Consider the following 21,887-nt stretch of genomic DNA (forward strand, 5'->3'; position numbering starts at 1 on the left):
TCGTCAGCCGAGGGCGCGGTCGAGGTTGAACGCGGCGCTGATCAGGGACAGGTGGGTGAACGCCTGCGGGAAGTTGCCCTGCTGCTCCCCGGTACGGCCGATCTCCTCCGCGTACAGGCCGAGGTGGTTGGCGTAGGTGAGCATCTTCTCGAAGGCCAGCCGGGCCTCGTCGAGCCGGCCGGCCCGCACCAGCGCCTCGACGTACCAGAAGGAGCAGATGGAGAAGGTGCCCTCGTCGCCACGCAGTCCGTCGGGGCTGGCCTGCGGGTCGTAGCGGTAGACCAGGGAGTCGGAGACCAGGTCCTCGGTGAGGGCGTCCAGGGTGGACAGCCACTTGGGATCGGTGGGCGCGACGAACTTGGCGAGCGGCATCATCAGCAGCGAGGCGTCCAGCACGTCGCCGCCCTCGTACTGCACGAAGGCGTGCCGCCGCTCCGACCAGCCGCGGTCCATGATCCGCCGGTAGATCGCGTCGCGGGCCTGCCGCCAGCGGGGCAGCTCGGCGGGCAGGCCGCGGTGGTTGGCGAGGCGGATGGCCCGCTCGATGGCCACCCAGCACATCAGCCGCGAGTACGTGAAGTTCTTGCGGCCGCCGCGGGTCTCCCACACGCCCTCGTCGGGCTGGTCCCAGCGCGCGCACACCCAGTCGACCAGCTTGCACACGTCGTCCCACTGGCAGCTGGAGATCGGCTGGGCCCATTTGTCGTAGAGGTAGATGGAGTCGATCAGGGCCCCGTATATGTCCAGCTGGAGCTGGTCGGCGGCGGCGTTGCCGACGCGGACCGGGGCGGAGCCCAGATGGCCCTCCAGGTGCGGCAGCTCGCGTTCGGGCAGGTCGGGGCGGCCGTCGATGCCGTACATGATCTGCAGCGGCGGTGCGGAGCTGTCCGTGTCGCAGGGACTGACGTGCGTGGTCAGGAAGCGCATGAACGCCTCCGCCTCGCCGGTGAAGCCGAGCCGCAGCAGCGCGTACACGGCGAAGGCGGCGTCCCGCACCCACACATACCGGTAGTCCCAGTTCCGCTCGCCGCCGAGTTGCTCGGGCAGGCTGGTGGTGGGGGCGGCGACGATGGCACCGGTGGGCGCGTAGGTGAGCAGCTTCAGGGTCAGCGCGGAGCGGTGCACCATCTCGCGCCAGCGGCCCCGGTAGCGGGACTGGTGCAGCCAGCTCCGCCAGTAGGCGACAGTGGCGTTGAACTGGTGCTCGGCCTCGGCGTGGGCGCAGCCGCGGGGGGCCACCGCGTCGCCCAGCTGGTCGAGGGCGAACACCGCCGACTCGCCTTCGCCGAGCTTGAAGTCGCCGCGCGCGTCCCGGTCGTCGTACTCCAGGTCGACCGTGGAGATCAGCGCCAGGGACCGCTCGGCGGACTCGAAGACGATGGTGCCGCCCATCGTGCGCAGGGTGTGCGGGGCCGCGCCGTAGTCGAACCGCGGGGCGACCAGCACGCGGAAGGGTACGGTGCCGCGGACGCAGACCACGCGCCGGATCAGCCGGTGCCGGCCCGCCTCACCCGTGCCGGCCGCGCCGTCGGAGGTGACCGGCATGAAGTCCTGCACCTCGCCGACGCCGTCCTCGGTGAAGAACCGGGTGATCAGTACGTTGGTGTCGGGGAAATAGAACTGCTTGGCACGCGCGGGTACGGCGGCGGCCAGTTCGAAGCTGCCGCCGCGCTCGGCGTCGAGGATGGCCGCGAAGACGCTCGGGGAGTCGAAGGACGGACAGCAGTACCAGTCGATCGTGCCGTTCGTGCCGACCAGGGCCACACTGCGCAGGTCGCCGATGAGTCCGTGCTCGGCGATCGGCAGATAGCGGGGGCGGGAGCGGACGTCCTCGGGAAACGGGGTCTCGGCCATCTGCGGCCTCCCGGTGAGCGGTGCGAGATGTTTTCCAGCTTAGGTGCGAGTGCTCTCGGGTGGCGTGGGAAGGCGCTGCGGGGAATGGTGAGAGTGTGCCCCGTTCGGCGGCACCGGCACGGATGCGGTCATCCGGACCGAGGAGGAGGCATCATGTCGACGATCACACCCGACGAGTCCCGGTCGTCCGACGACCACTGCACCCCGGACGCCCTGCTCCACTCCGCACCCTCCAGGGATGTCACCCCGGAGGACCTGGTGATGGCGGCGGGCAGGGACGTCACACCGAAGAACCTCGAGTGGGCACGCCGCAAGATGGAGAAGGAGGGCCCCACAGCCATCGAGAGGCTGATGCCGTAGGGCGGTCCGGGGAAACAGAGGGCTCATTGTCAACGGGGGCCGGCCTCGAGGGGCGCGGGGCCGTATGCGATCTGGGGCCGCTCCGCGGGCGCGGGCCACCACGCGCGGCCCGCGCCCGCAGGACGCAGGAAACCCCTACGGCGCAGAGGCGTCGGCAACACACACAACCCGCGCCCAGCGCACGGCGTTGTTGGCAAGGCCGCCTCGGTTCCAGCGCTGCTCAAGGGGCTGGGTGAAACCGTCGGCGTCGGTCGCACGCGCACCCACCGCATGCTCTCCGGGCGTGGCGGACCAGGCGTGATGCCAGGCCCGCCAGGCCCACCGGTGCCGGTCCACGACCGGGTCGAGAACGGCCGGCTCCCAGCTCGCGCCGCGGTCCGTGCTGACCTCCACCGAGGACACGGGCGCCCGCCCGGACCAGGCCCGGCCGAACAGCCTCACCGGCCCCGGCCGCACCACCCGTGTCCGGGACATGAAGTCGGGAAAGCCCGGAGGGACCAGCAGGGCGCGCGGCGCGATCCGCGTGACCGGCTCGCCCGGTTCGTCGGCGGTACGCCGGATCCGGTACGCGACCGACTGCTGGAAGCCGGTGAACGCTACGTCGCTCACCGTGACCGAACGCAGCCACTTCACCTGGGCCATGCCGTACCAGCCGGGCACGATCAGCCGCAGCGGCCGGCCGTGCTGCGGCGGCAGCGGCGCGCCGTTCATGGCGGTGGCGACCAGCACCTCGGGGTCGTCGCCGGTGGCCACGGCCAGGGGCAGGGCGCGCTCGTAGTCCTGCTCGACACCGCGCTCCACGCCGTGGTCGGCGCCGGTGAAGACGACGTCGGAGGCCGCCGGGTCCGCGCCCGCCTCGGCGAGCAGCGCCCTGAGCGGCACTCCGGTCCAGTCGGCGGTGCCGACCGCCTCCACCAGCCAGGGCTGGCTGACCGGCCGGGGTGTGAGCAGGGCCCGGCCGTTGCCCGCGCACTCCAGGGTCACCCGGGTGGTGACCTGCGGGAACGACAGCAGGTCAGCGAGGGACAGGTCGAGCGGGGTGCGCACCCGGCCGTCGACGGTCAGCCGCCAGGCACCGGCGTCCGGCACGTACGGGATGTCGTAGTGCGTGAGGACGTAGTGCAGTCCGGGCGGGGTGATGTCGTGCCGCAGTGCCTCCAGGGGCAGGCCGTGGTTGCGGGTGGCGAGCGCGAGTTCGTCGGCGCCGATGCCCTCGCCGGGACCGGCCAGCCGGGCGGGGGCGCTCACGTCGCCGGGTCGCTGGCCCATGGCGTCATTGTCCTCCCGGGGCACCGGCGCGGCGACAAGAGCGGACACCGGCGGCAACTTCCGCGCGTCTCCGGAGATTTCGGCGGCGGCGATCTCTTCCGGAGCGGGCCGGGGGGCTGACAGACTCCCGAGGGTGCCCGACTTCGACTTCGACATGCTCGTCATCGGATCCGGACCCGGGGGTCAGAAGGCCGCCATCGCCGCGGCCAAGCTGGGCCGCCGGGTCGCCGTCGTCGACCGCCCCGACATGCTCGGCGGGGTCTCCCTGCACACCGGGACCATCCCTTCCAAGACCCTGCGCGAGGCGGTGCTGTACCTGACCGGTCTCACCCAGCGCGACATGTACGGGCAGAGCTACCGGCTGAAGGACGACATCACCGTCGCCGATCTGACCGCGCGCACCCGGCACGTGGTCGGCCGCGAGGTGGACGTCGTCCGCAGCCAGCTCACCCGCAACCAGGTGACCGTGTACGCCGGCACGGCCCGCTTCGCCGACCCGCACACCGTCGCGCTGTCCGAGGTCTCCGGCCGGGAACGGCGACTGAGTGCCGGGCACATCGTCATCGCCACCGGCACCCGGCCGGCCCGCCCGGACACGGTCGAGTTCGACGGGCGGACCATCATGGACTCCGACAACGTGCTCTCGCTGGAGCGGGTGCCGCGGTCCATGGTGATCGTGGGTGCCGGCGTGATCGGGATGGAGTACGCCTCCATGTTCGCCGCGCTGGGCAGCAAGGTGACGGTGGTGGAGAAGCGTCCCGGGATGCTGGACCTGTGTGACGTGGAGATCGTGGAGTCGCTCAAGTACCACCTGCGGGACCTGGCCGTCACCTTCCGGTTCGGTGAGACGGTCGCCGCCGTCGAACGCCATCCGCGGGGCACGCTGACCGTGCTGGAGAGCGGCAAGAAGATCCCCGCGGACACGGTGATGTACTCGGCGGGCCGGCAGGGCCTCACCGACGAACTCGACCTGGGCAAGGCCGGGTTGGCGGCGGACGCGCGGGGCCGGATCGAGGTGGACGAGAACTACCGCACCGAGGTGCCGCACATCTACGCCGTCGGTGACGTCATCGGCTTCCCCGCGCTCGCCGCGACCTCGATGGAGCAGGGCCGGGCGGCCGCGTACCACGCGTTCGGGGAGCCGGTGGGGCGGATGCACCGTCTGCAGCCGATCGGGATCTACACCATCCCGGAGATCAGCTTCGTCGGCCGGACCGAGGACCAGCTGACCGAGGACCGGGTGCCGTTCGAGGTGGGCGTGGCCCGGTACCGGGAGCTGGCCCGCGGGCAGATCATCGGGGACTCGCACGGCATGCTGAAGCTGCTGGTCTCCCCCGTCGACCGCACGCTGCTCGGGGTGCACTGCTTCGGCTCCGGGGCGACGGAGCTGATCCACATCGGGCAGTCGGTGATGGGGTGCGGGGGGACCGTGGACTACCTGGTCGACGCGGTGTTCAACTATCCGACGCTGGCCGAGTCGTACAAGGTCGCGGCGCTGGACGCGACGAATCGGCTCCGTCAGGTGGACCGGTTGGGGTAGCGCCGTTCCGGGTGGCTCTTCGACGCCGGGTGCGGGTCGTCCTCGGCTGGTCACGCCCGCGCGGCGGAGCCGCATATCGATACAGCCCCGCGCCCCTGGGTTGGTCCAGCTCCGTCCGCCCAGAGGCTCAGGTTCCCTTCTCCACCACGTGAACGGCCGCTTCCTCGGCGCCGGCCGCACCCCCGTCCACGCCCACGTCCCGCGCGACCTCCTCCTTGGTGGTGTTCGTGTGCGCGCCCTCGTCCGGGGCGACCAGGCGGCCCGCGCGGGACTCGCCCGCCTCGGGGTCGACCGGTTCGCCCTCGCCCCCGGGGAGGTCGCCGATCTCGTCGCCTGCCGCCGGCTGAACGTCCGGGACCTCCTGAGCGAGGCGTTCGTCCAGGGTCTCCCCGGTGTGCTGCTCGGCGGCGGTGGTGCCCTGCTTGGTCACGGCGAGGGGGCGTTCGGGCGGGGAGTAGCCCTCATCGAGGACGTCGTCGTAGGTGCGCTCGTCGATCGCGTCCTGGAGGTCCAGGGGGCCGGCGTCCGCCTGTTCCTCGTTGGTTCCGGTGGGCTGGTAGGCGTCGTCCGCCATCGGGGTCTGCTCGGACTGCTGGTCGCTCATGGTCGCCTCCTTCTGGGCTCGCGGGCGGTCCCGTCCGCGTTTCCCGGAAGCGGGCGGCCAACCCCCTCAGGACCCCGACTGCTCGGTCGTGGCCAGGCCCTGCGTCCACTTCTCCTCGATACGGCCCGCCTTCCACACCAGCAGGGCGATCGCCCAGGTGGCGAAGAAGAGGCCGACGATGACGAAGCCGACGGTGTTGAGGTCGAGGCCGGAGATCCAGTCCCAGAAGGCGCCGTGGAGGTCGAGTTTGTCGGCGAGGAGGCCGAGGAGTTCGACGGTGCCGATGATGAGGGCGACGGCGACGGACAGGCCGGTGATGGTGAGGTTGTAGTAGACCTTGCGGACCGGCTTGGAGAACGCCCACTCGTAGGCGAAGTTCATGAACGAGCCGTCGATGGTGTCCAGCAGGGACATGCCGGCCGCGAAGAGGACGGGCAGGCACAGGATGGCGTACCAGGGCAGGCCGGAGGCGGCGCCGGAACCGGCGAGGACCAGCAGGGCGATCTCCGTCGCGGTGTCGAAGCCGAGGCCGAACAGCAGGCCCAGGGGGTACATCTGCCACGGCTTGCTGATCGAGCCGGTGACCCGGCTCAGCAGGCGGTTCATGAAGCCGCGGTTGTTCAGCTGCGTCTCCAGGGCGGCCTCGTCGTAGGCGCCGGAGCGCATCTGCCGGAAGACCTTCCAGATCCCGGCCAGGATGACCAGGTTGATGCCGGCGATGAGGTACAGGAAGGTGCCGGAGACCGTCGTACCGATCAGGCCCGTCACCTCGTGCAGGCGCGAGTTGTCGTCGCGGACCGGCCCGGCCAGGGTCTTCATGCCGAGGGAGAGCAGCAGGGAGAGCCCGAAGACGATGCTGGAGTGGCCGAGGGAGAACCAGAAGCCCACCGACAGCGGGCGCTGCCCCTCGCCCATGAGCTTGCGGGTGGTGTTGTCGATGGCCGCGATGTGGTCGGCGTCGAAGGCGTGCCGCATGCCGAGGGTGTAGGCGGTGACGCCGATGCCGATACCGAAGGATTCCTTGCCGACGCTGAAGTGCTGCGGTGCGACGATACCGACCAGGATGCCCCAGCCGATGATGTGCAGGGCTAGCACGAAGGCGGCCATCGAACCGACCCTGATCCACTCCTGCCGCGTCATGGAGCCGCGGACACGCTGCCAGGCCGAACGCTTGGCGTCGGCCTGGGCGGGAAGGGACGGAGCGGAACCAGGGGCGGCCGTCATCGGGAGGGTCATCCTTCGGTGGTGCGGGTACGGCTGCACAGCACAGCCATGCGCTATACAACCGCACTTGCAACCGATGTGCAATAAGGCCGCCGGTGTCAGACGGAGAACATGCCCCGGCCCAGCCAGTCCCGGGTGTCGCGGACGCCGGGCAGGGCGAAGAAGTACCCGCCGCCGGTCGGGGAGATGTAGTCCACCAGGGGCTCGTCGATCAGCCGGGTCTGCACGGCCTCGAACTGACGCCTGACGTCCTGGTTGTAGCAGCAGAAGACCAGACCCATGTCGAGGTTGCCGACGTTGTCCACGCCGCGGTCGTAGTTGTAGCCGCGGCGCAGGATGCGGGAGCTGTCGGTCGAGGCCTTGCGCGGGTTGGCGAGGCGGATGTGGGCGTCGAGCGGGATCGCGGTGCCGTGCGGGTCCTTGGTGTAGTTCGGGATGTCGGTCTCCTTGGCGCCGTCGAGCGGGGCACCGGTGTCCTTGCGGCGGCCGAACATCTTCTCCTGCTCGGTGAGCGAGACCCGGTCCCAGAACTCGACCAGCATCCGGATGATCCGGATGACCTGGTAGCTGCCGCCCTTGGTCCAGGCGGGCTCACCCTGGCCGTCCCCGACCCAGATCAGCTTGTCCGTCTCGCGCGCGGAGGTGACGTCCGGGTTGGCGATGCCGTCCTTGAAGCCGAGCAGGTTGCGCTGGGCGCCGGCGGGACGCGGGGCGTTCTGGAAGCCGTCGATGCGCCACTTGATCTGCATGGCGCCGCGGGTGTGCCGGGCGATGTCGCGCAGCGCGTGCAGCACGGTGTCCGTGCTCTGGGCGCAGATCTGCAGGGACAGGTCGCCGTGGCACTCGGCCGCGTTCAGGTTGTCGTTGGGGAAGGTCCGCATCGGGGTGAGCCGGGCGGGCCTGGCCTTGGCGAGGCCGTAGCGGTCGTCGAAGAGGGAGGCGCCGACGCCGACGGTGACGGTCAGGCCGTCGGAGGGGACCTCGGGGCCGAGGATGCCGTTGTCGGAGGGCGGGGCGCCGACGCCCAGGTCGGTGGGGGTGCCGCCGGAGGTGAGGAAGCGGGCCCGCTCGGTGATGGTCTTCAGCAGGTCGGTCAGGCCCTTGCGGTCGTCCGCGATGACGTCCAGGGAGACGAAGGTGGCGGCGGCCGGTGCCGGGGTGACGATGCCGGCCTGGTGGGCGCCGTGGAAGGGGACCTTTGCGGTGCCGTCGGGGTTCGCCGACCCGGCCTGCGCGGTGCCGCCGCTCTCGCCGAGGGCGAAGCCTCCGCCGGCCAGGACCGCTCCGGCGGCGCCGGCGCCCAGCGCGGTCCGCACGAAGGAGCGGCGGGCGGGGCCGACCGGGCAGGCCGACGGTTCGGCAGTGGACATCGCAGGATTCCCTTCGGGGTGCGGGTGCGCGGACATCATCGGGCAGATTTCGGTCATCAGGCGGACTTCCGGATCTCGAGCAGGTCCGGGATCGGGGCGAGGTCTTCCAGCAGCTGGCCCGTGGCGCCGTTCAGCCGCTGCCGGTCGGTCTGGGCGAGCTGGCCGACGGGGGTCCAGTGGGTGCCGTCATGGGCGGCGTCCAGGAGTTTCTGCACGCGGGCGATGTCGGCGTCGACCGTCGGGAGCAGCTTCGGGGCGCGGCGGGTGAGCAGCGGCTCGAGGACGGTGAGCAGCTCGCGGGTGCCGGCGAGGTTGGCGTCGGCGGTGGCGAGGCCCGTGCCGCTGCCCTCGTCGGTGTCGCCGGTCAGCTCGAACTGGAGGGTGTTCTCCAGGATCTCGTGGGCGCGCAGCGGCAGGTCGCCCGGGTCGAAGTCCTGGCTCGGGAAGGCCTTGCGCAGGCCCGCGACGTCGGTGGCGAGCTGCCGGGCAGGGGCGGTCAGGTCGCTCGCGGACTGGCCGTGCCACAGGCCGTACTCCAGGCGCAGGAAGCCGGTGAAGTCCTTGTCCTTCTCGCCGTCCGGAAGTCCGTCGGCGCGGCCGTCGATCTTCTTGTCGTAGTCCTCGAAGGTGCCGTAGGCGGCGCCGAGGGAGGCGTAGGTGCGGTGGGCGGTGAGCCAGTCGGTGCGGGCCTTGTCCAGGTGGCCGTGCTCGATGTCGTCGTCCAGGGTGTGGGTCTGGGTGACGAGGGTGTCCAGCCCCTGCTCGACGTACGTCTTGTACGCCTTCAGGGGTGCGGCGAGGTCCTGTTCGGAGACGGGGACGACCGGCTTGGCCGCGCCGCCGCCGCGCACGGTGACCGGCTTGGAGGTGACGGCCCTGCCGCCGGTGGGGACGCAGCGCCAGGCGTAGGTGCCGCCGGCGACGGTGGCGACGAGGTCGCGGGTGGTGCCGGGGGCGAGGCCCTCGATCTCGCCGTAGACCGCGCTGGTCGACGGGTCGATGAGGTAGACCTCGGAGGTCTTGCCGCCGGTGTTCTGCATCTGGAAGGTCTGCCGGCCGGGCTTGGGCGCGGTGAAGCCCTTGCCGCACTCGGTCTCGGAGACGGCGACGGTCTGGTCACCGGCGGGCTTGGGCCGGGAGAGGGCGACGACGAGTCCTGCGATCACGGCGGGCACGGCGACCACCGCCGCGGGCACCACCCAGACCGGCCGGCGTCGCTCGGGCCGGCTGGCCTTCGGCTCGGGCCGTTCCTTCGCCTGCCGGGGAGCCGTGGTCCGCACGCCCCGCACGAACAGGGTCATCACGACGGCCAGGTAGGCGACGTAGGCCACCACCTGGAGCCAGGTCATGGTCGGGGTGAGGTTGAGGACGCCCTGGATCAGGGTGCTGTACCAGGAACCGGCGTCGACGCTGCTCGCCAGGTCGACCGCATAGGCCGCCTTCCCGGGCAGCACACCGCCCTCCTGGAGATCGCGCAGGCCGTAGCCGAGGACACCGGCGGCGATGACGATCAGGACGGCGCCGGTGGCGGTGAAGAACTTCGTCAGGTTGATCTTCAGCACGCGCCGGTACAGGCCCCAGCACAGGCCCGCCGCCAGGACGAGGCCGATGGCGGCGCCGGTCAGCGGTCCGGCCGACTCGCCGGCTGCCTGCGCGGTGGTCCACAGGAAGAGAGCCGTCTCCAGGCCCTCACGGCCGACCGCGAGGAAGGAGGTGAGGATCAGCACGCCGGAGCCCATGGCAAGGGCGCCGGTCACCCTCTCCTTCAGCTCGCCGGAGAGGCCCCGGGCCGAACGGCGCATCCAGAAGACCATGGCGGTGACGAAGGCGACGGCGATCACGCTGAGGGTGCCGCCGAAGGCCTCCTGGGCGGTTTGCGGCATGGACGCGGCCGTGAAGGTGAGCACCGCGCCGAAGCTCATCGCCACGGCGACGGCGGCCAGGACGCCGGTCCACACCTGGGGCAGCCGCGAGCGCGCCTCGGCCCGCACCAGGGTGGCGACCAGGATGGAGACGATGAGTCCGGCTTCGAGTCCTTCCCTGAGTCCGATCAGGAAACTCGGAAACGCGTCGTCCCACATGCCCTGCTGCCCTCCCTGTTAGTTAGTGAAGGCATACCTTACCTTCGCGGACCATCATGGCCATGCCCATGTAGTCGAATGGTCACGAAGCGGCAATGGACAGGTAAAGTCCGGGAACGTTCGCCGCTCTCCGTTCGTCTTCGGTCCGGTGGGCCGTCTACAAATGTGTAGTCGGAACTTGTCGCAGTCGAAGACGAGTCGAAGCCCAAGTCGAAGTCGAAGGAAAGGGCGTACGGCGATGGCCACTCCCCCACACCTGGCGTCGCAGCTCGCGGTCAACGTGCTCGACGCCCATTCGCTGCTCGCCACCTTCGGCGTGCTCGGCGTCGGCGTGGTGCTCTTCGCGGAGACGGGACTGCTGATCGGGTTCTTCCTGCCCGGAGACTCCCTGCTGTTCACGGCGGGGCTGCTGTGCACGGGCAAGTCCGACAGCGGGGTGCACCTCTCGCTCGGGCCGCTGCTCGTCATGGCGGCCGTGGGCGCGCTGGCCGGTTCGCAGTGCGGGTTCCTGATCGGCCGGAAGGCGGGCGGCGCGCTGCTGGCCCGCAGCCGCTCGGGCAAGCTGCGCGAGGGCGCACAGCGCGCCGAGGAACTCCTCGAGCGGTACGGACACGCTAAGGCGATCGTGCTGGCCCGCTTCATCCCCGTGGTGCGCACCGTGCTGAACCCGCTGGCGGGCGCCCTCGAGGTCCCGGCCAGGACCTTCACCCTCTGGCAGGTCGCGGGCGGCCTCGTGTGGAGCCTCGGTCTCACGCTCGGCGGATACGCGCTGGGCTCCTCGATCCCGAACGTCGACAAGTACCTGCTGCCGCTGATCGCGCTGATCGTCGCCGTGTCCCTCCTCCCGCTCGCGGCCGAGGTGCTGCGCTCCCGCAAAGCGGCCAAGGAAGCCCGCTGATGCTGTCCTGCCTGCCGGGCTCGTCACTGGACCGGGCGCCCGTGTGGCCGGCGTACGGCCGCGCGGTGTGCGCGCCGCACATGGGGGTGAGCCGGTGGCGGGCCCGCCGGGACGGGGCGAGCGCGGCCATGACCGTGCCGGTGGCGTTGTCCGCCGTGAGCAGCGCCGTCAAGCCCCTGGCCGCAGGGGACCGTCCGTGCCGGGGCCTGGCCCTCCGCACTCCGGCGGCGCGTCCCGCGCGGGACGACGGGGCATCCGCGAGCCCTCACCCCGCCGCTGCCCTCGCTGCGGTGTGCGCCCTCGCCATGGCGGCCTCCCGGGCGCGGGCCGGGGCGGACGATCCGCACGGCATCGTCGCGAAGACAGTGTCCGGCGGCCGGCTGCGCCCGCTGCCGGTGGCGGGAACCGCATGAAGCCCAGGAACGTCGCGGAGCCGGCGGGGACGGTGGCGCTGGGCGCCTGGATCGCGTTCGCTGCGCTGGCCGCCGTGCTGGTGAGCGACCAGGGCGGTCCGTTCGACCTGGACCAGGGCCTGCTGTCCTGGTCCGTCGGGCACCGCCCGCCCGTCGCGGTGGCGGTGGCCCGAGGCCTGACCGCCACGGGCACGGGTGTCGTGCCGTACGTCCTGGTGGTCCTGGCCGGGCTGATCGCGGGACGCTCCGCGCGGCAGCGACTCGAGGCCGTGCTGCTCTGCGCGGTCTGCCTGGGCACGGGCCAGGCGGTGCGGTACGGCGTGATGGAGCTGGTCGCCAGGGCCCGGCCGCCGCAGTACGACTGGCAGACCCAGGCCTCCGGCTGGTCCTTCCCCTCCGGTCACACCACCACGGCCGCACTGACGGCGGGCCTGCTCATGGCGGCCCTGTGCCTGCGTGGCCCGCGCGGCAGGATGGTGCTGTGTCTGCTGGTCGCGTGCTGGGGGGCGGGGGTCGGGCTGACCCGTGTCTTCCTCGGCGTGCACTGGTTCACCGACGTGGTCGGTGGCTGGCTGCTGGCCGTCGGCTGGCTCGGTGTCTTCATCTGCGCGGTGGCCCGGTGGCTGCCCGGGCGATACGTTCCCCGTGCCCCGCAGCCGGGCACACCCCACCCGAACAACGCGGCCGACGGGCCGGTGGAGAGAGATGCGCCCCAGGATCCTCATCGTCGAAGACGATCACGCCCTGCGTGACGTGCTGCGGCGTGGTCTGCAGGACGAGGAGTTCGACACGGTGTGCGCCGGCGACGGTGCCACCGCCCTGCGGCTGGCGACACCGGACGTGTCCGCCGTCGTGCTGGACGTCGGCCTGCCCGACGCCGACGGCCGTGACGTCTGCCAGGCGATGCGGGCCAACGGCTTCCTCGCCCCGGTCCTCTTCCTGACCGCACGGCAGGGACTCACGGACCGCCTGTCCGGCTTCTCGGCCGGCGGGGACGACTACCTGCCCAAGCCGTTCCACCTCGCCGAGCTGGCCGCCCGGCTGCGCGCCGCCCTGCGCCGGACCGCGCCCCCGGCCGCGGCCGCCGCCGCGGGCGAACTGGTGCTGGACGCCGTCCGGCACAGCGCCACCGTGCGCGGCAGGCGCGTCGACCTCACCCCGACGGAGTTCCGGCTGCTGGCGGCGCTCACCGCGGCCGGCGGAGAGCTGGTGCGCCGCCGCGATCTGGTCCGCGCGGGCTGGCCGGAGGGGGCACAGGTCAGCGACAACACGCTGGACCAGTACCTGACCCGGCTGCGCCGCAAGCTGCGCGCGGCGGGCAGCGAGCGGACCATCGCCACCGCACGCGGGATCGGCCACCGCCTGACCTGAGGCCGCACCACCACATGCCCTCGGCTCTCGGCCGCAGACCGGCCTTCCCCGGCCCGGCAGGCGGACCCGTACGGGCGGGGCGTTCCACGGCCCCTGGGCGCGGGCCCGGAGCGTGAAGGTCAGCAGGGCGGCGAGCCCCTGCGCACCGGCGCACCGAGCGGAAGGGCGGCCGGGGTCAGGGTGCGGCGTGCGGGCCGTCCGGGCGGGTCGTGCGCTGGCGGACCGTCTCGCGGCTGAGTTGCTCCGTCTCCGGCTCCGGCAGCCGCTCGAAGCCGTCCGCCGTGATCACGCAGACGACGGGGAAGATACGGCGGTGCAGATCGGGGCCGCCGGTCGCCGAGTCCTCCTCCGCCGCGTCGTACAGCGCCTGGAGCGCGGCGAGGACGGCCTCGCGCCGGGTGAGGCCGGGCCGGTACAGCTTCTTCAGGGCGCCCCGGGCGTACGGGGAGCCGGAGCCCTCGGCGTAGAAGTCGTACTTCTCGTAGAGGCCACCGGCCGCGTCGAAGCCGAAGATGCGGCCGCGTCCGCCGTCGGGCGCGGTGACGTCGTACCCGGCGAACAACGGCACGACGGCGAGGCCCTGCATCGCCTGGGCGAGGTTCTGCCGGATCATGGCCGCGAGCCGGGTCGCCTTGCCGGCCAGGGTCATCGCAGTGCCCTCGATCTTCTCGAAGTGCGCGAGCTCGACCTGGTAGAGCCGCACCATGTCGACGGCGAGGCCGACGGTGCCCGCGAAGGCCACGGCCGTGTGGTCGTCGGCGGGGTGCACCTTCTCCAGGTCGCGCTGGGCGATCAGATTGCCCATGGTCGCCCGGCGGTCGCCGGCGATCAGCACGCCGTCGCGGTAGGTGAGGGCGAGCACGGTGGTGCCGTGCGGGAACCGGTCGGCCGCCATCCGCACCCCGGCGGGCAGCACGGGCGCGGTGGGCAGCAGCCCGGGGCGGTGCGCGGCCAGGAACTCGGTGAAGGACGAGGTCCCCGGCGTGAAGAACGTCTCGCTCGGCAGCCCCGCCGTGTCGCTCCCCGCCATGGCTCTCCCCCTCCGTGTGACGGCACCCGACATCCGACTCCTACCTGCGGCGGGCGCTCGGGAAACTCCCGGTCCGTCACAGGGCCTTGCGCCGCACCAGCACCCCGAGCACCAGCAATCCCGGGAGCAGGGGCAGCCACACGGTCAGCAGCCGGTACCCGAGCACGGCGGAGGCGGCGGCCACGCCGGGGGCGCCGGAGACGGTGAGGGCGAGGGCGAGCGCCGCGTCCAGGGAGCCGAGGCCGCCCGGGGTGGGCAGGAGGGCGGCGGCGCTGCTGGCGGCGAGGTACAGCAGGGCCACCTGGAGCGGGGGCAGCGGCAGTTCGACGGCCTGGGTGACGGCGATGAGGACGAGCGCGTGCAGCGCGGCGAAGGCGACGGAGCCGCCCCACAGGGCCGCCGCTCGCGCGGGGCAGGCGTGCAGGGCACGGATGTCGGCCGCCACAGCCGACAGGGCGCGGCGGCAGCGCGCCCACCAGGGGGTGACCGGCAGGGCCGCGAGCAGCACGAGTCCGCCGAGGGCGACGGCGAGGGTCGTCGGGGTGGGCTGCGGCGGGCGCAGCAGCCCCGGGCAGGCCGGGGCGAGCAGCGCGATCAGTGCCAGGCGGACCGCGGCACCGGCGGTGGCCTTGACGGCGAGGGCACTGGCCGAGCGGCCCGCGGGCAGTCCGCAGCGCATCAGGAACCTGAGGTTCACCGCGCCCGCCCCGAGCCCGGCGGGCAGCAGATGGTTGGCGGCGGAGGCGGCGAACTGGGCGGCGACCAGCCGGGCACCGGGCAGCCGCCGGAGCACCGCGCCCTGCTGGGCGAGCGCCGAGGCCGCCCAGGTGCCGAGGGCCGCCGTCGCGCCGACCAGCAGCCAACCCTGGTCGGCGCCGGCCAGCCGCCCGGCCCCGCTCTCGAGGGCGGGCCAGTGCCGGCGGGCCAGGTAGAGCCCGCCCAGCAGGACCGCGAGCAGGACACCGGCGTGCCAACAGGCCTGCCGACGGCCCAGGGACGGGGTGAGTTCCGGCGGGGACTCCAGGGGCCGTCCCTGGGTACGGGGCGGGGACGTCATCGGCCGCCCCCGGGTACGGAGTAGTACAGCCGCTGTCCGTCGAGCGGTTCGGACGGCCAGTCGCGGGCGTATCCGGGCGGCCGGGTGCCGTCGGGAACCAGCGCGGCGACCGGGATCCGCCGGGCGGTGCCGATGACGGCCTCCTCGGTGCTGTTGGTGTGGTGCCCGGTCGTCGCGACCGAGGAGCAGCCGGTGTAGAACGCGACGGGCACGGCCCCGTCCCCGGTGAGCAGGCAGGGCGGGCGGACGCCGAGCCGGTGCAGGGAGGCGGCGGTGCGGGACCAGCCGCGGCGGTCCTCGGTGGTGTTGTGGACCGTGTTCTCCAGGACGGCCAGCTGCACCGCGAGATGGGCGGCGAGTCCGAGGCAGACCAGGGTGGCGAGAACCGGGCGCCGGGGCCGGCGCGGCGCCGTGACCGGGTACGCCAGTACGTCGGCGACCGGCAGTGCGAGCAGGGCGTAGGCCGGCAGCAGGAAGCGCGGGGCGGCGTAGCCGATCATGAACAGGTACGGGAAGGCGGCGGTGGCCGCACAGGCGAGCGGCAGCAGCGTGGCCGTCGTACGCCGGGCGCGGACGGCTACGACGAGCCCGAGCACGGCGAGCAGCGGCAGGACGAACCACCAGACGGTGATCAGCGGGTTGGGGAGGTGGCCGGTGCAGGGCCGGCACAGCGCCCGGCCGCCGAGGCTGCGCAGCTGGTCGACGACGGCGAGGTGCCAGCCGAGGCCGCCCTGGATCGCCGAGCCCTCGGACAGCCGGCGCACCAGGCCGCCGTATGCGGCGTACGCCTCGATCACCCACTCGGCGGCGCCGGCCGCGAGCCCGGCGAGCAGCACCGCGAGTGCCCGCCGGTGGCGGCGGGCCAGGCCGAGGGCGAGGAGCGGCAGCACCGCCCAGACGGCGTCCATGGGCCGCATCAGGGCCATGAGTGCGGCACTCACCGCCAGGCCCCACAGGGTGCCCCGGTCGGCTCGCTCGGCGCGGGCGCGCAGGAAGCAGCCGACGACGGCCAGGGCGCCGACGGCGACCCAGTAGTTCGGCATGGCCTGCGGGCCGTAGAACAGGGTGATCCACAGGGAGGCGAAGAGCGCGCCGGCGAGGGCGAGGACGCGTACCGGGAACAGGCCGCGCCAGGCGCGCAGGGCCAGGTACAGGGCGAGGCCGGACAGGAGGGCGAGGTATGTCCGCAGCAGTGCCGTGGAGGTGGACCAGGAGGCGACGGGTGCGACGAGCAGGGAGACGCCCCGGGCCCGGGGTGCGCTGAAGAAGGCGGCGGGGGCCTGGGGGCTGACCTGGCTGACGTACACCGTCTCGTCCCAGCCGAGGCCCATGCCGGGCCGGACCAGGAGGAGTTGGGCCAGGGTGAAGGCGGCGGCGACGGCCGCGAGCGGGGCGGTGGCAGGGACCGGCCGGGTACCCCCGGACGGGCGCGGTGAGCGTGAGCGCCGGAGTCCGGCGAGTGTGGCGTGCGCGCTGCCGGCCATCTTCACCCCTCTGTCCCCGCGGCGTGTGGAGACCCTGGTCACCCTACAACCCGTAGGGTCGAGGACGGGAGTCGGGGAAAACACCGTCAAACTACCCCGAATACCTGCCTGATGCCGGGCGGACGGGGCCATCCGGCCGACGGCACTACGCGCTGTAAGGTTGGGGCATGGCTGGCACAGGGGCCCGCGGCAGGGCGGAGCGGCGCAGCGCCGGTGAGCTGGAGAGCGAGGTACTGGCCACACTCTGGGCCACCGAGCGGCCCCTGACCCCGGCCGAGATCCAGGCCGAGGTCGACGGGGCGCTCGCCTACAACACGGTGCACACCATCCTCAAACGCCTGTACGACAAAGGGCTGGTGCTGCGGGACGCCGCGGGGCGGCGCGGCGCGTACCGGCCGGCGAAGAACGCGGCCGAGCTGACCGCCGAGGCGATGCACGAGGCCCTGGACCGGGGGCCGGACCCGATCGCCGCGCTCCAGCAGTTCGTGACCGGGCTGAGCCCCGAGGAGGAGCGGGCGCTGCGCGAGCTGCTCGCCGGAGGCGGCGCATGAGGTTCGACGTGTACACCCCGCTGGTGCTGTCGCTGCTGCTGGCGGTGGCCGGCCCGCTGATCGGCCGCCGGGTCGCTCCGGCGCTCGCCGCGCGCGTGCTCACCTCGGCGGCCGTGCTGACGGCCGCGGCCACCACCTGGTCACTGGTCCTGCTGGCCGCCGCGCTCCTCGGGTACGCGCCGCCGGTGATCCGCGAGGCCCGCGAGGACGGACATCCGGTGACGGATCCGGTGCCCGAGGCGATCGGCCTCGCCGCCTGCCTGGCGCTGGTGGCGATCGCCGTACGGGTGTACCGGGCCGTACGCGCCGAACGCCGCACCCGGCGCGCCCTGCGCCGGCTGTGCGCGGGGCACCCGGCGGACACCGAGCTGATCGTCGCCGCCTCCGAGGTGCCACAGGCGTTCGCGGTGCCGGGCCGGCCGGGCCGGATCCTGGTCACCTCGGCGATGCTGCGCGCGCTGGAGCCCGCCGAGCGGCGGGTGCTCCTCGCGCACGAGCGCGCCCACCTCGCCCACCGGCACGGGTCGCTGGTCACGGCGGCGACGCTCGCGGCGGCGGCCGACCCGCTGCTCGGCCCGGTACGCACGGCCGTCGGCTTCCTTGTGGAGCGGTGGGCCGACGAGCAGGCCGCGGCCACGGTCGGCGACCGGCCGACCACCGCCCGGGCGCTGGCCCGGGCAGCGCTCAGCGCCGGCCGGACCCGCACCGCCTGCGCCCTGCACTTCACCGACCGGGCCGTCACCCGCCGGATCGCGGCCCTGCAGACCAGCCCGCCCCCACGGCTGTGGTCCGCCGCGGCGGCCGTCCTCCTTCTGGGCACCGTGTCCGCGCTGCTCGCCGCCGACGCGACGGGGGATCTGCTGCGGCAGCTGTCCGGCGTGCTGAACTGAGCGAGCCCGGGAGAAGCACCCCGAAGGACGTCAACTCCCGTTCGGCGCCCGGTGCGGCGGCTGCTCAGGAGCGGCACGGCGAACAACCGACGGTACCGCCCGCACCGCCGGCTCATCGCTGCTCACGGTGAGCCGCTCGCCATGGTGCCGCAGGGTCAGCGGCGGCCCGTCCAGCAGCGCGTACGTCGCCTTGTCCGCGCCGATGTCCACGCGCAGCCGCCGGCCGCGGAACTCCACGTTGAAGGCGAGCCGGCTCAGCCGCTCGGGCAGGCGCGGCGCGAACCGCAGGCGCTCGCCGTCGCGGCGCATCCCGCCGAAGCCCGCCACCAGCGCCATCCAGGTACCGGCCAGCGAGGCGATGTGCAGCCCGTCGCGGGTGTTGTGCTCCAGGTCCTGCAGATCCATCAGGGCCGCCTCGGTGGTGTAGGCCCAGGCGAGGTCGAGATGGCCCGTCTGGGCGGCGATCACGGCCTGGCAGCACGCCGACAGCGAGGAGTCCCGCACGGTCAGCGGCTCGTAGTAGGCGAAGTTCCGCGCGACCTGCTCCGCCCCCTCCGCGCCTTCGTCGTCGTACCCCTTGTCGAAGAAGTCGCCGCAGGTGTACATGGCCAGCACCAGGTCGGCCTGTTTGACGACCTGCTTGCGGTAGAGGTCGAAGTAGGGGAAGTGCAGCAGCAGCGGGTACTGGTCGGGGCGGGTGCCGGTGAAGTCCCAGCGCTGGTAGCGGGTGAACCCCGCGTGCTGTTCGTGGACGCGGAGTTCGTCGTTGTACGGGACGTGCATGGCCTCGGCGGCGTCCCGCCAGGCCGCGCTCTCCTCCTCGTCCACGCCGAGCCGTGCCGCCTCGCGCGGATGGCGTTCGACGGCGTCGGCCGCGCGGAGCAGGTTCTGCCGGGCCATGAGGTTGGTGTACGTGTTGTCGTCGGCGACCGCACTGTACTCGTCGGGGCCCGTGACGCCGTCGATGTGGAAGACGCCGTGGGCGTCGTGGTGGCCCAGCGAGCGCCACAACCGGGCCGTCTCCACCAGCAGTTCCACACCGACCTCGCGCTCGAACCGGGTGTCGCCGGTGGCCTCGGCGTAGCGGACCACGGCGTCGGCTATGCCGGCGTTCACATGGAAGGCGGCGGTACCGGCCGGCCAGTACGCCGAGCCCTCCGGTCCCGCGATGGTCCGCCAGGGGAACGCGGCGCCGCCGAGCCCGAGTTGGGCCGCGCGCTCGCGGGCTTCGTCCAGGGTGTTGTACCGCCAGCGCAGCGCCTCGGCGACCGCCGCGGGCGCGGTGTGGGTGAGTACGGGCAGCACGAACATCTCGGTGTCCCAGAAGGCGTGCCCGTCGTAGCCGGAGCCGGTCAGGCCCTTCGCGGGGATGGCGCGCTGCTCGGCGCGGGCCCCGGCCTGCAGGACGTGGAACAGGGCGAAGCGGACCGCCTGTTGGACCTGCTCGTCGCCCTCCGTCTCGACGTCGGCGCGGGTCCAGAAGTCGTCCAGGCAGGCCCGCTGGTCCGCCAGCAGGCCCTGCCAGCCGTCGTGCGCGGCGGCGGCGAGCGCGGCGTCGACCTGGTCGGCCATCGCGGGCAGCGAGCGGGTGCCGGACCAGCCGTGCGCGACCAGCTTCTCCACCCGCAGGGTCTGCCCGGGCTCCAGCACGGCGGTGACGGTGAGCCGGGCCATGTCGGTGCCGCTCTCGCTGCGGGTGGTGCTGCGCTCGGGGCCGCTGACGGCATGGTCGGCGGCGACGGCCACCCTGAGGCCGCTGCGCCGGGTGCGGTGCACCAGGCGCAGCCGGCCGCCGGAGGCGAAGTGGTCCTCCTGCTCCAGTGGCGACTGCAGTGCCATGGCCGCGCGCGGGTCGCCGTCGGACTCGGGCAGGGGCTCGTTGGCGACCAGCTCGGACTGGATCACCACCCTGCTGCGGCAGCCGACGGCCTCCACCTCGTACGCCACCGCGGCCACCGCCCGCTGGGTCAGCGACACCAGCCGGGTCGAGCGCACCCGGACCGTGGAGCCGGCCGGGGAGGTCCACTCACAGGTCCGCTCCAGCACCCCGCGGCGCAGGTCCAGGACCCGCTCGTGAGCGACGAGCCGCCCGTACCGGAGGTCGAACGGCTCGTCGTCCACCAGCAGCCTGAGGATCTTGCCGTTGGTGACGTTGATGACCGTCTGGCCCGACTCCGGATAGCCGTAGCCGGCCTCCGCGTACGGCAGCGGGTGCACCTCGTGCACGCCGTTGAGGTAGCTGCCGGGCAGACCGTGGGGCTCGCCCTCGTCGAGGTTGCCGCGCCAGCCGACGTGCCCGTTGGACAGCGCGAACACCGACTCGCTCTGGGCGAGCACGCCGAGATCGAGGGCGGTCTCCCGTACGGCCCACGGCTCCACACTGTACGACCGGTCGGTGATCACTGCTTGCCTCCCAGTTCGGCGAGATCCCGCACCACGATGGTCGCGCCGTGCGCGTACAGGGCGTCGGCCTGGCCCACGCGGTCCACGCCGACGACGTACCCGAAGCCGCCCGCACGTCCCGCGTCCATGCCGGCGAGCGCGTCCTCGAAGACGGCGGCCCCGGACGGTTCGACGCCCAGGTCGTGGGCGGCGGCGAGGAAGGTGTCGGGGTGCGGCTTGCCGGGCAGGTGCCGTTCGGCGGCGACCACACCGTCGATCCGTACGTCGAAGAAGTGCTCGGCGCCGACGGAGCGCAGTACGTCCTGGCAGTTGGCGCTGGAGGAGACGATCGCCGTGCTCAGTCCCTCGGCGCGGACGGCCTCCAGATAGCGCAGGGTGCCCTCGTAGGCCTCCACGCCGCCGGTGCGGATCCGCTCCAGCAGCAGGACGTTCTTGCGGTTGCCGAGGCCGTGCACGGTACGGGCGTCCGGCGGATCCTCCGGGCTGCCCTCGGGCAGGTGGATGCCGCGCGATGCGAGGAAGGCGCGGACGCCGTCGGCGCGGGGGCGGCCGTCGACGTACTCGTCGTAGTCGGCGACCGCGTCGAACGGCCGCCCCTGCTCCCCCGTGTAGTTGCGCAGGAACGCGTCGAACGTCTCCTTCCAGGCGGCCGCGTGCACGACGGCCGTCCTGGTGACGACCCCGTCGAGATCGAAGAGACAGGCCTGGATGGTGTCGGGCAGACCGAGCTGAGTCATACCCAGCACTGTTCCCCATGGGACGCCGTCCAGTGAGTGGCGCACGCCACACACCGCGCGAACTCCTGGTGACACACTCTGCAGTGTGCCGCTGACCTTCGACGACCTCATCGACCGTGCCCGTGGCCTCGTCCGGGACGGCCGGCGTGCCGTGCTCGGCCTCGCGGGCAGCCCCGGGGCGGGCAAGACCACGCTCGCCGAGCACCTGGTGCGCGCCCTGAACGCCGACGGCCCGCCCTGGGCCGCGCACGTGCCCATGGACGGCTTCCATCTCGCCGACGTCGAACTCGAGCGGCTCGGCCGCCGGGACCGCAAGGGCGCGCCGGACACCTTCGACGCGGCCGGGTACGCGGCACTGCTGCGGCGGTTGCGCGAGGACACCGACGACGTGGTGTACGCGCCCGGGTTCGAGCGCGTGCTGGAGCAGCCGATCGCGGGCGCGATCCCGGTGCCGGCGGCCGCCCGGCTGGTGGTGACCGAGGGCAACTACCTGCTGCTGACGGAGGGTTCGTGGGCGCGGGTGCGGCCGTGCCTGGACGAGGTGTGGTTCTGCCAGGCCGACGAGGACGAGCGGATCCGCCGGCTGGTGGCCCGGCACGAGGAGTTCGGCAAGGACCACGAGACGGCCGTGGCCTGGGTGCTGGGCACCGACCAGCGCAACGCCGACCTGGTGGCGACGACGCGGGAGCGGGCGGACCTGGTGGTGCCGGCGGGCGTGCTGCCGGCACCGGTGCTCCCGGAGCGCTGACGA

At 73.0% G+C, this 21,887-nt stretch carries 20 protein-coding genes; 9 read left to right on the top strand and 11 right to left on the bottom strand.

Features of this window, described 5'->3' with window-relative positions:
- Nucleotides 1-3 precede the first annotated feature (3 nt).
- A complete protein-coding gene (locus ACWDEN_RS04950; RefSeq protein ID WP_351619410.1) occupies nt 4-1,854 on the bottom strand; it encodes a glycoside hydrolase family 15 protein in 1,851 nt (616 codons plus the stop codon).
- A gap of 153 nt (nt 1,855-2,007) precedes the next feature.
- Here ACWDEN_RS04950 and ACWDEN_RS04955 point away from each other — a divergent pair, with 153 nt between their 5' ends.
- Nucleotides 2,008-2,214 (top strand): hypothetical protein, encoded by a 207-nt coding sequence (locus tag ACWDEN_RS04955; RefSeq protein ID WP_228618244.1) that lies wholly within the window; start codon nt 2,008-2,010, stop codon nt 2,212-2,214.
- Between the two features lie 135 nt (nt 2,215-2,349).
- Here ACWDEN_RS04955 and ACWDEN_RS04960 read toward each other — a convergent pair whose 3' ends face one another.
- Complete coding sequence (locus tag ACWDEN_RS04960) at nt 2,350-3,483, bottom strand: molybdopterin-dependent oxidoreductase (protein ID WP_351619413.1); 1,134 nt, start codon at nt 3,481-3,483, stop codon at nt 2,350-2,352.
- Between the two features lie 154 nt (nt 3,484-3,637).
- On the opposite strand from ACWDEN_RS04960, the gene sthA reads away from it, so the two are divergent.
- The gene (gene sthA / locus ACWDEN_RS04965; RefSeq protein ID WP_450857322.1) at nt 3,638-5,023 is read left to right on the top strand and encodes a Si-specific NAD(P)(+) transhydrogenase; all 1,386 of its coding nucleotides are present in this window, start codon (nt 3,638-3,640) and stop codon (nt 5,021-5,023) included.
- 127 nt (nt 5,024-5,150) lie between these two features.
- Here the strand turns inward: sthA and ACWDEN_RS04970 are convergent, their stop codons facing one another.
- From ACWDEN_RS04970 to efeU, 4 genes are all read right to left on the bottom strand, one after another.
- Complete coding sequence (locus ACWDEN_RS04970) at nt 5,151-5,627, bottom strand: DUF5709 domain-containing protein (protein WP_351619419.1); 477 nt, start codon at nt 5,625-5,627, stop codon at nt 5,151-5,153.
- Nucleotides 5,628-5,693: 66 nt separating this feature from the next.
- Entirely contained in the window at nt 5,694-6,851 is a 1,158-nt protein-coding gene (locus tag ACWDEN_RS04975) for a Nickel transporter NicT (protein ID WP_351619422.1), read from the bottom strand.
- A gap of 98 nt (nt 6,852-6,949) precedes the next feature.
- On the bottom strand, nt 6,950-8,221 hold the full coding sequence (efeB, locus tag ACWDEN_RS04980) for an iron uptake transporter deferrochelatase/peroxidase subunit (RefSeq protein ID WP_351619425.1): 1,272 nt from the start codon (nt 8,219-8,221) through the stop codon (nt 6,950-6,952).
- A 56-nt stretch (nt 8,222-8,277) separates the two neighbouring features.
- The gene (gene efeU, locus ACWDEN_RS04985) at nt 8,278-10,302 is read right to left on the bottom strand and encodes an iron uptake transporter permease EfeU (RefSeq protein WP_351619427.1); all 2,025 of its coding nucleotides are present in this window, start codon (nt 10,300-10,302) and stop codon (nt 8,278-8,280) included.
- Between the two features lie 238 nt (nt 10,303-10,540).
- On the opposite strand from efeU, the gene ACWDEN_RS04990 reads away from it, so the two are divergent.
- The 4 genes from ACWDEN_RS04990 to ACWDEN_RS05005 are packed head-to-tail and all read left to right on the top strand — an operon-like array spanning nt 10,541 to nt 12,984.
- Nucleotides 10,541-11,200 (top strand): DedA family protein, encoded by a 660-nt coding sequence (locus ACWDEN_RS04990; RefSeq protein WP_351619430.1) that lies wholly within the window; start codon nt 10,541-10,543, stop codon nt 11,198-11,200.
- Nucleotides 11,200-11,613, top strand: coding sequence for a hypothetical protein (locus ACWDEN_RS04995; RefSeq protein WP_450857254.1), 414 nt, complete (start codon nt 11,200-11,202; stop codon nt 11,611-11,613). Before ACWDEN_RS04990 ends, ACWDEN_RS04995 begins: the two co-directional genes overlap by 1 nt.
- Nucleotides 11,610-12,365 (top strand): phosphatase PAP2 family protein, encoded by a 756-nt coding sequence (locus tag ACWDEN_RS05000; RefSeq protein ID WP_351619435.1) that lies wholly within the window; start codon nt 11,610-11,612, stop codon nt 12,363-12,365. Before ACWDEN_RS04995 ends, ACWDEN_RS05000 begins: the two co-directional genes overlap by 4 nt.
- The gene (locus tag ACWDEN_RS05005) at nt 12,319-12,984 is read left to right on the top strand and encodes a response regulator transcription factor (RefSeq protein WP_450857256.1); all 666 of its coding nucleotides are present in this window, start codon (nt 12,319-12,321) and stop codon (nt 12,982-12,984) included. The genes ACWDEN_RS05000 and ACWDEN_RS05005 overlap by 47 nt, the downstream gene beginning before the upstream one ends.
- Before the next feature lie 175 nt (nt 12,985-13,159).
- On the opposite strand, the gene prcB is transcribed toward ACWDEN_RS05005, so the two are convergent.
- The 3 genes from prcB to ACWDEN_RS05020 all read right to left on the bottom strand — a co-directional run bounded on the left by prcB (nt 13,160) and on the right by ACWDEN_RS05020 (nt 16,555).
- Complete coding sequence (gene prcB / locus ACWDEN_RS05010) at nt 13,160-14,014, bottom strand: proteasome subunit beta (RefSeq protein WP_450857258.1); 855 nt, start codon at nt 14,012-14,014, stop codon at nt 13,160-13,162.
- Nucleotides 14,015-14,090: 76 nt separating this feature from the next.
- Nucleotides 14,091-15,071, bottom strand: a complete 981-nt coding sequence (locus ACWDEN_RS05015) for a lysylphosphatidylglycerol synthase domain-containing protein (RefSeq protein WP_450857260.1) — start codon at nt 15,069-15,071, stop codon at nt 14,091-14,093.
- Entirely contained in the window at nt 15,068-16,555 is a 1,488-nt protein-coding gene (locus ACWDEN_RS05020) for a hypothetical protein (RefSeq protein ID WP_450857262.1), read from the bottom strand. Before ACWDEN_RS05020 ends, ACWDEN_RS05015 begins: the two co-directional genes overlap by 4 nt.
- Nucleotides 16,556-16,722: 167 nt before the next feature.
- Here ACWDEN_RS05020 and ACWDEN_RS05025 point away from each other — a divergent pair, with 167 nt between their 5' ends.
- Complete coding sequence (locus tag ACWDEN_RS05025) at nt 16,723-17,106, top strand: BlaI/MecI/CopY family transcriptional regulator (protein ID WP_351622792.1); 384 nt, start codon at nt 16,723-16,725, stop codon at nt 17,104-17,106.
- Nucleotides 17,103-17,996, top strand: a complete 894-nt coding sequence (locus ACWDEN_RS05030; RefSeq protein WP_450857264.1) for a M48 family metalloprotease — start codon at nt 17,103-17,105, stop codon at nt 17,994-17,996. The genes ACWDEN_RS05025 and ACWDEN_RS05030 overlap by 4 nt, the downstream gene beginning before the upstream one ends.
- 30 nt (nt 17,997-18,026) lie before the next feature.
- On the opposite strand, the gene ACWDEN_RS05035 is transcribed toward ACWDEN_RS05030, so the two are convergent.
- Nucleotides 18,027-20,399: a glycoside hydrolase family 65 protein gene (locus ACWDEN_RS05035; protein ID WP_450857266.1), complete on the bottom strand. Its 2,373-nt coding sequence runs from the start codon at nt 20,397-20,399 to the stop codon at nt 18,027-18,029.
- Nucleotides 20,396-21,136 (bottom strand): beta-phosphoglucomutase family hydrolase, encoded by a 741-nt coding sequence (locus tag ACWDEN_RS05040; RefSeq protein WP_450857268.1) that lies wholly within the window; start codon nt 21,134-21,136, stop codon nt 20,396-20,398. Before ACWDEN_RS05040 ends, ACWDEN_RS05035 begins: the two co-directional genes overlap by 4 nt.
- A gap of 85 nt (nt 21,137-21,221) precedes the next feature.
- On the opposite strand from ACWDEN_RS05040, the gene ACWDEN_RS05045 reads away from it, so the two are divergent.
- Nucleotides 21,222-21,884, top strand: a complete 663-nt coding sequence (locus ACWDEN_RS05045) for a nucleoside/nucleotide kinase family protein (RefSeq protein WP_351622780.1) — start codon at nt 21,222-21,224, stop codon at nt 21,882-21,884.
- The last annotated feature ends 3 nt before the right edge of the window (nt 21,885-21,887 follow it).

This window comes from Streptomyces sp. NPDC001153 (genome assembly GCF_053598315.1).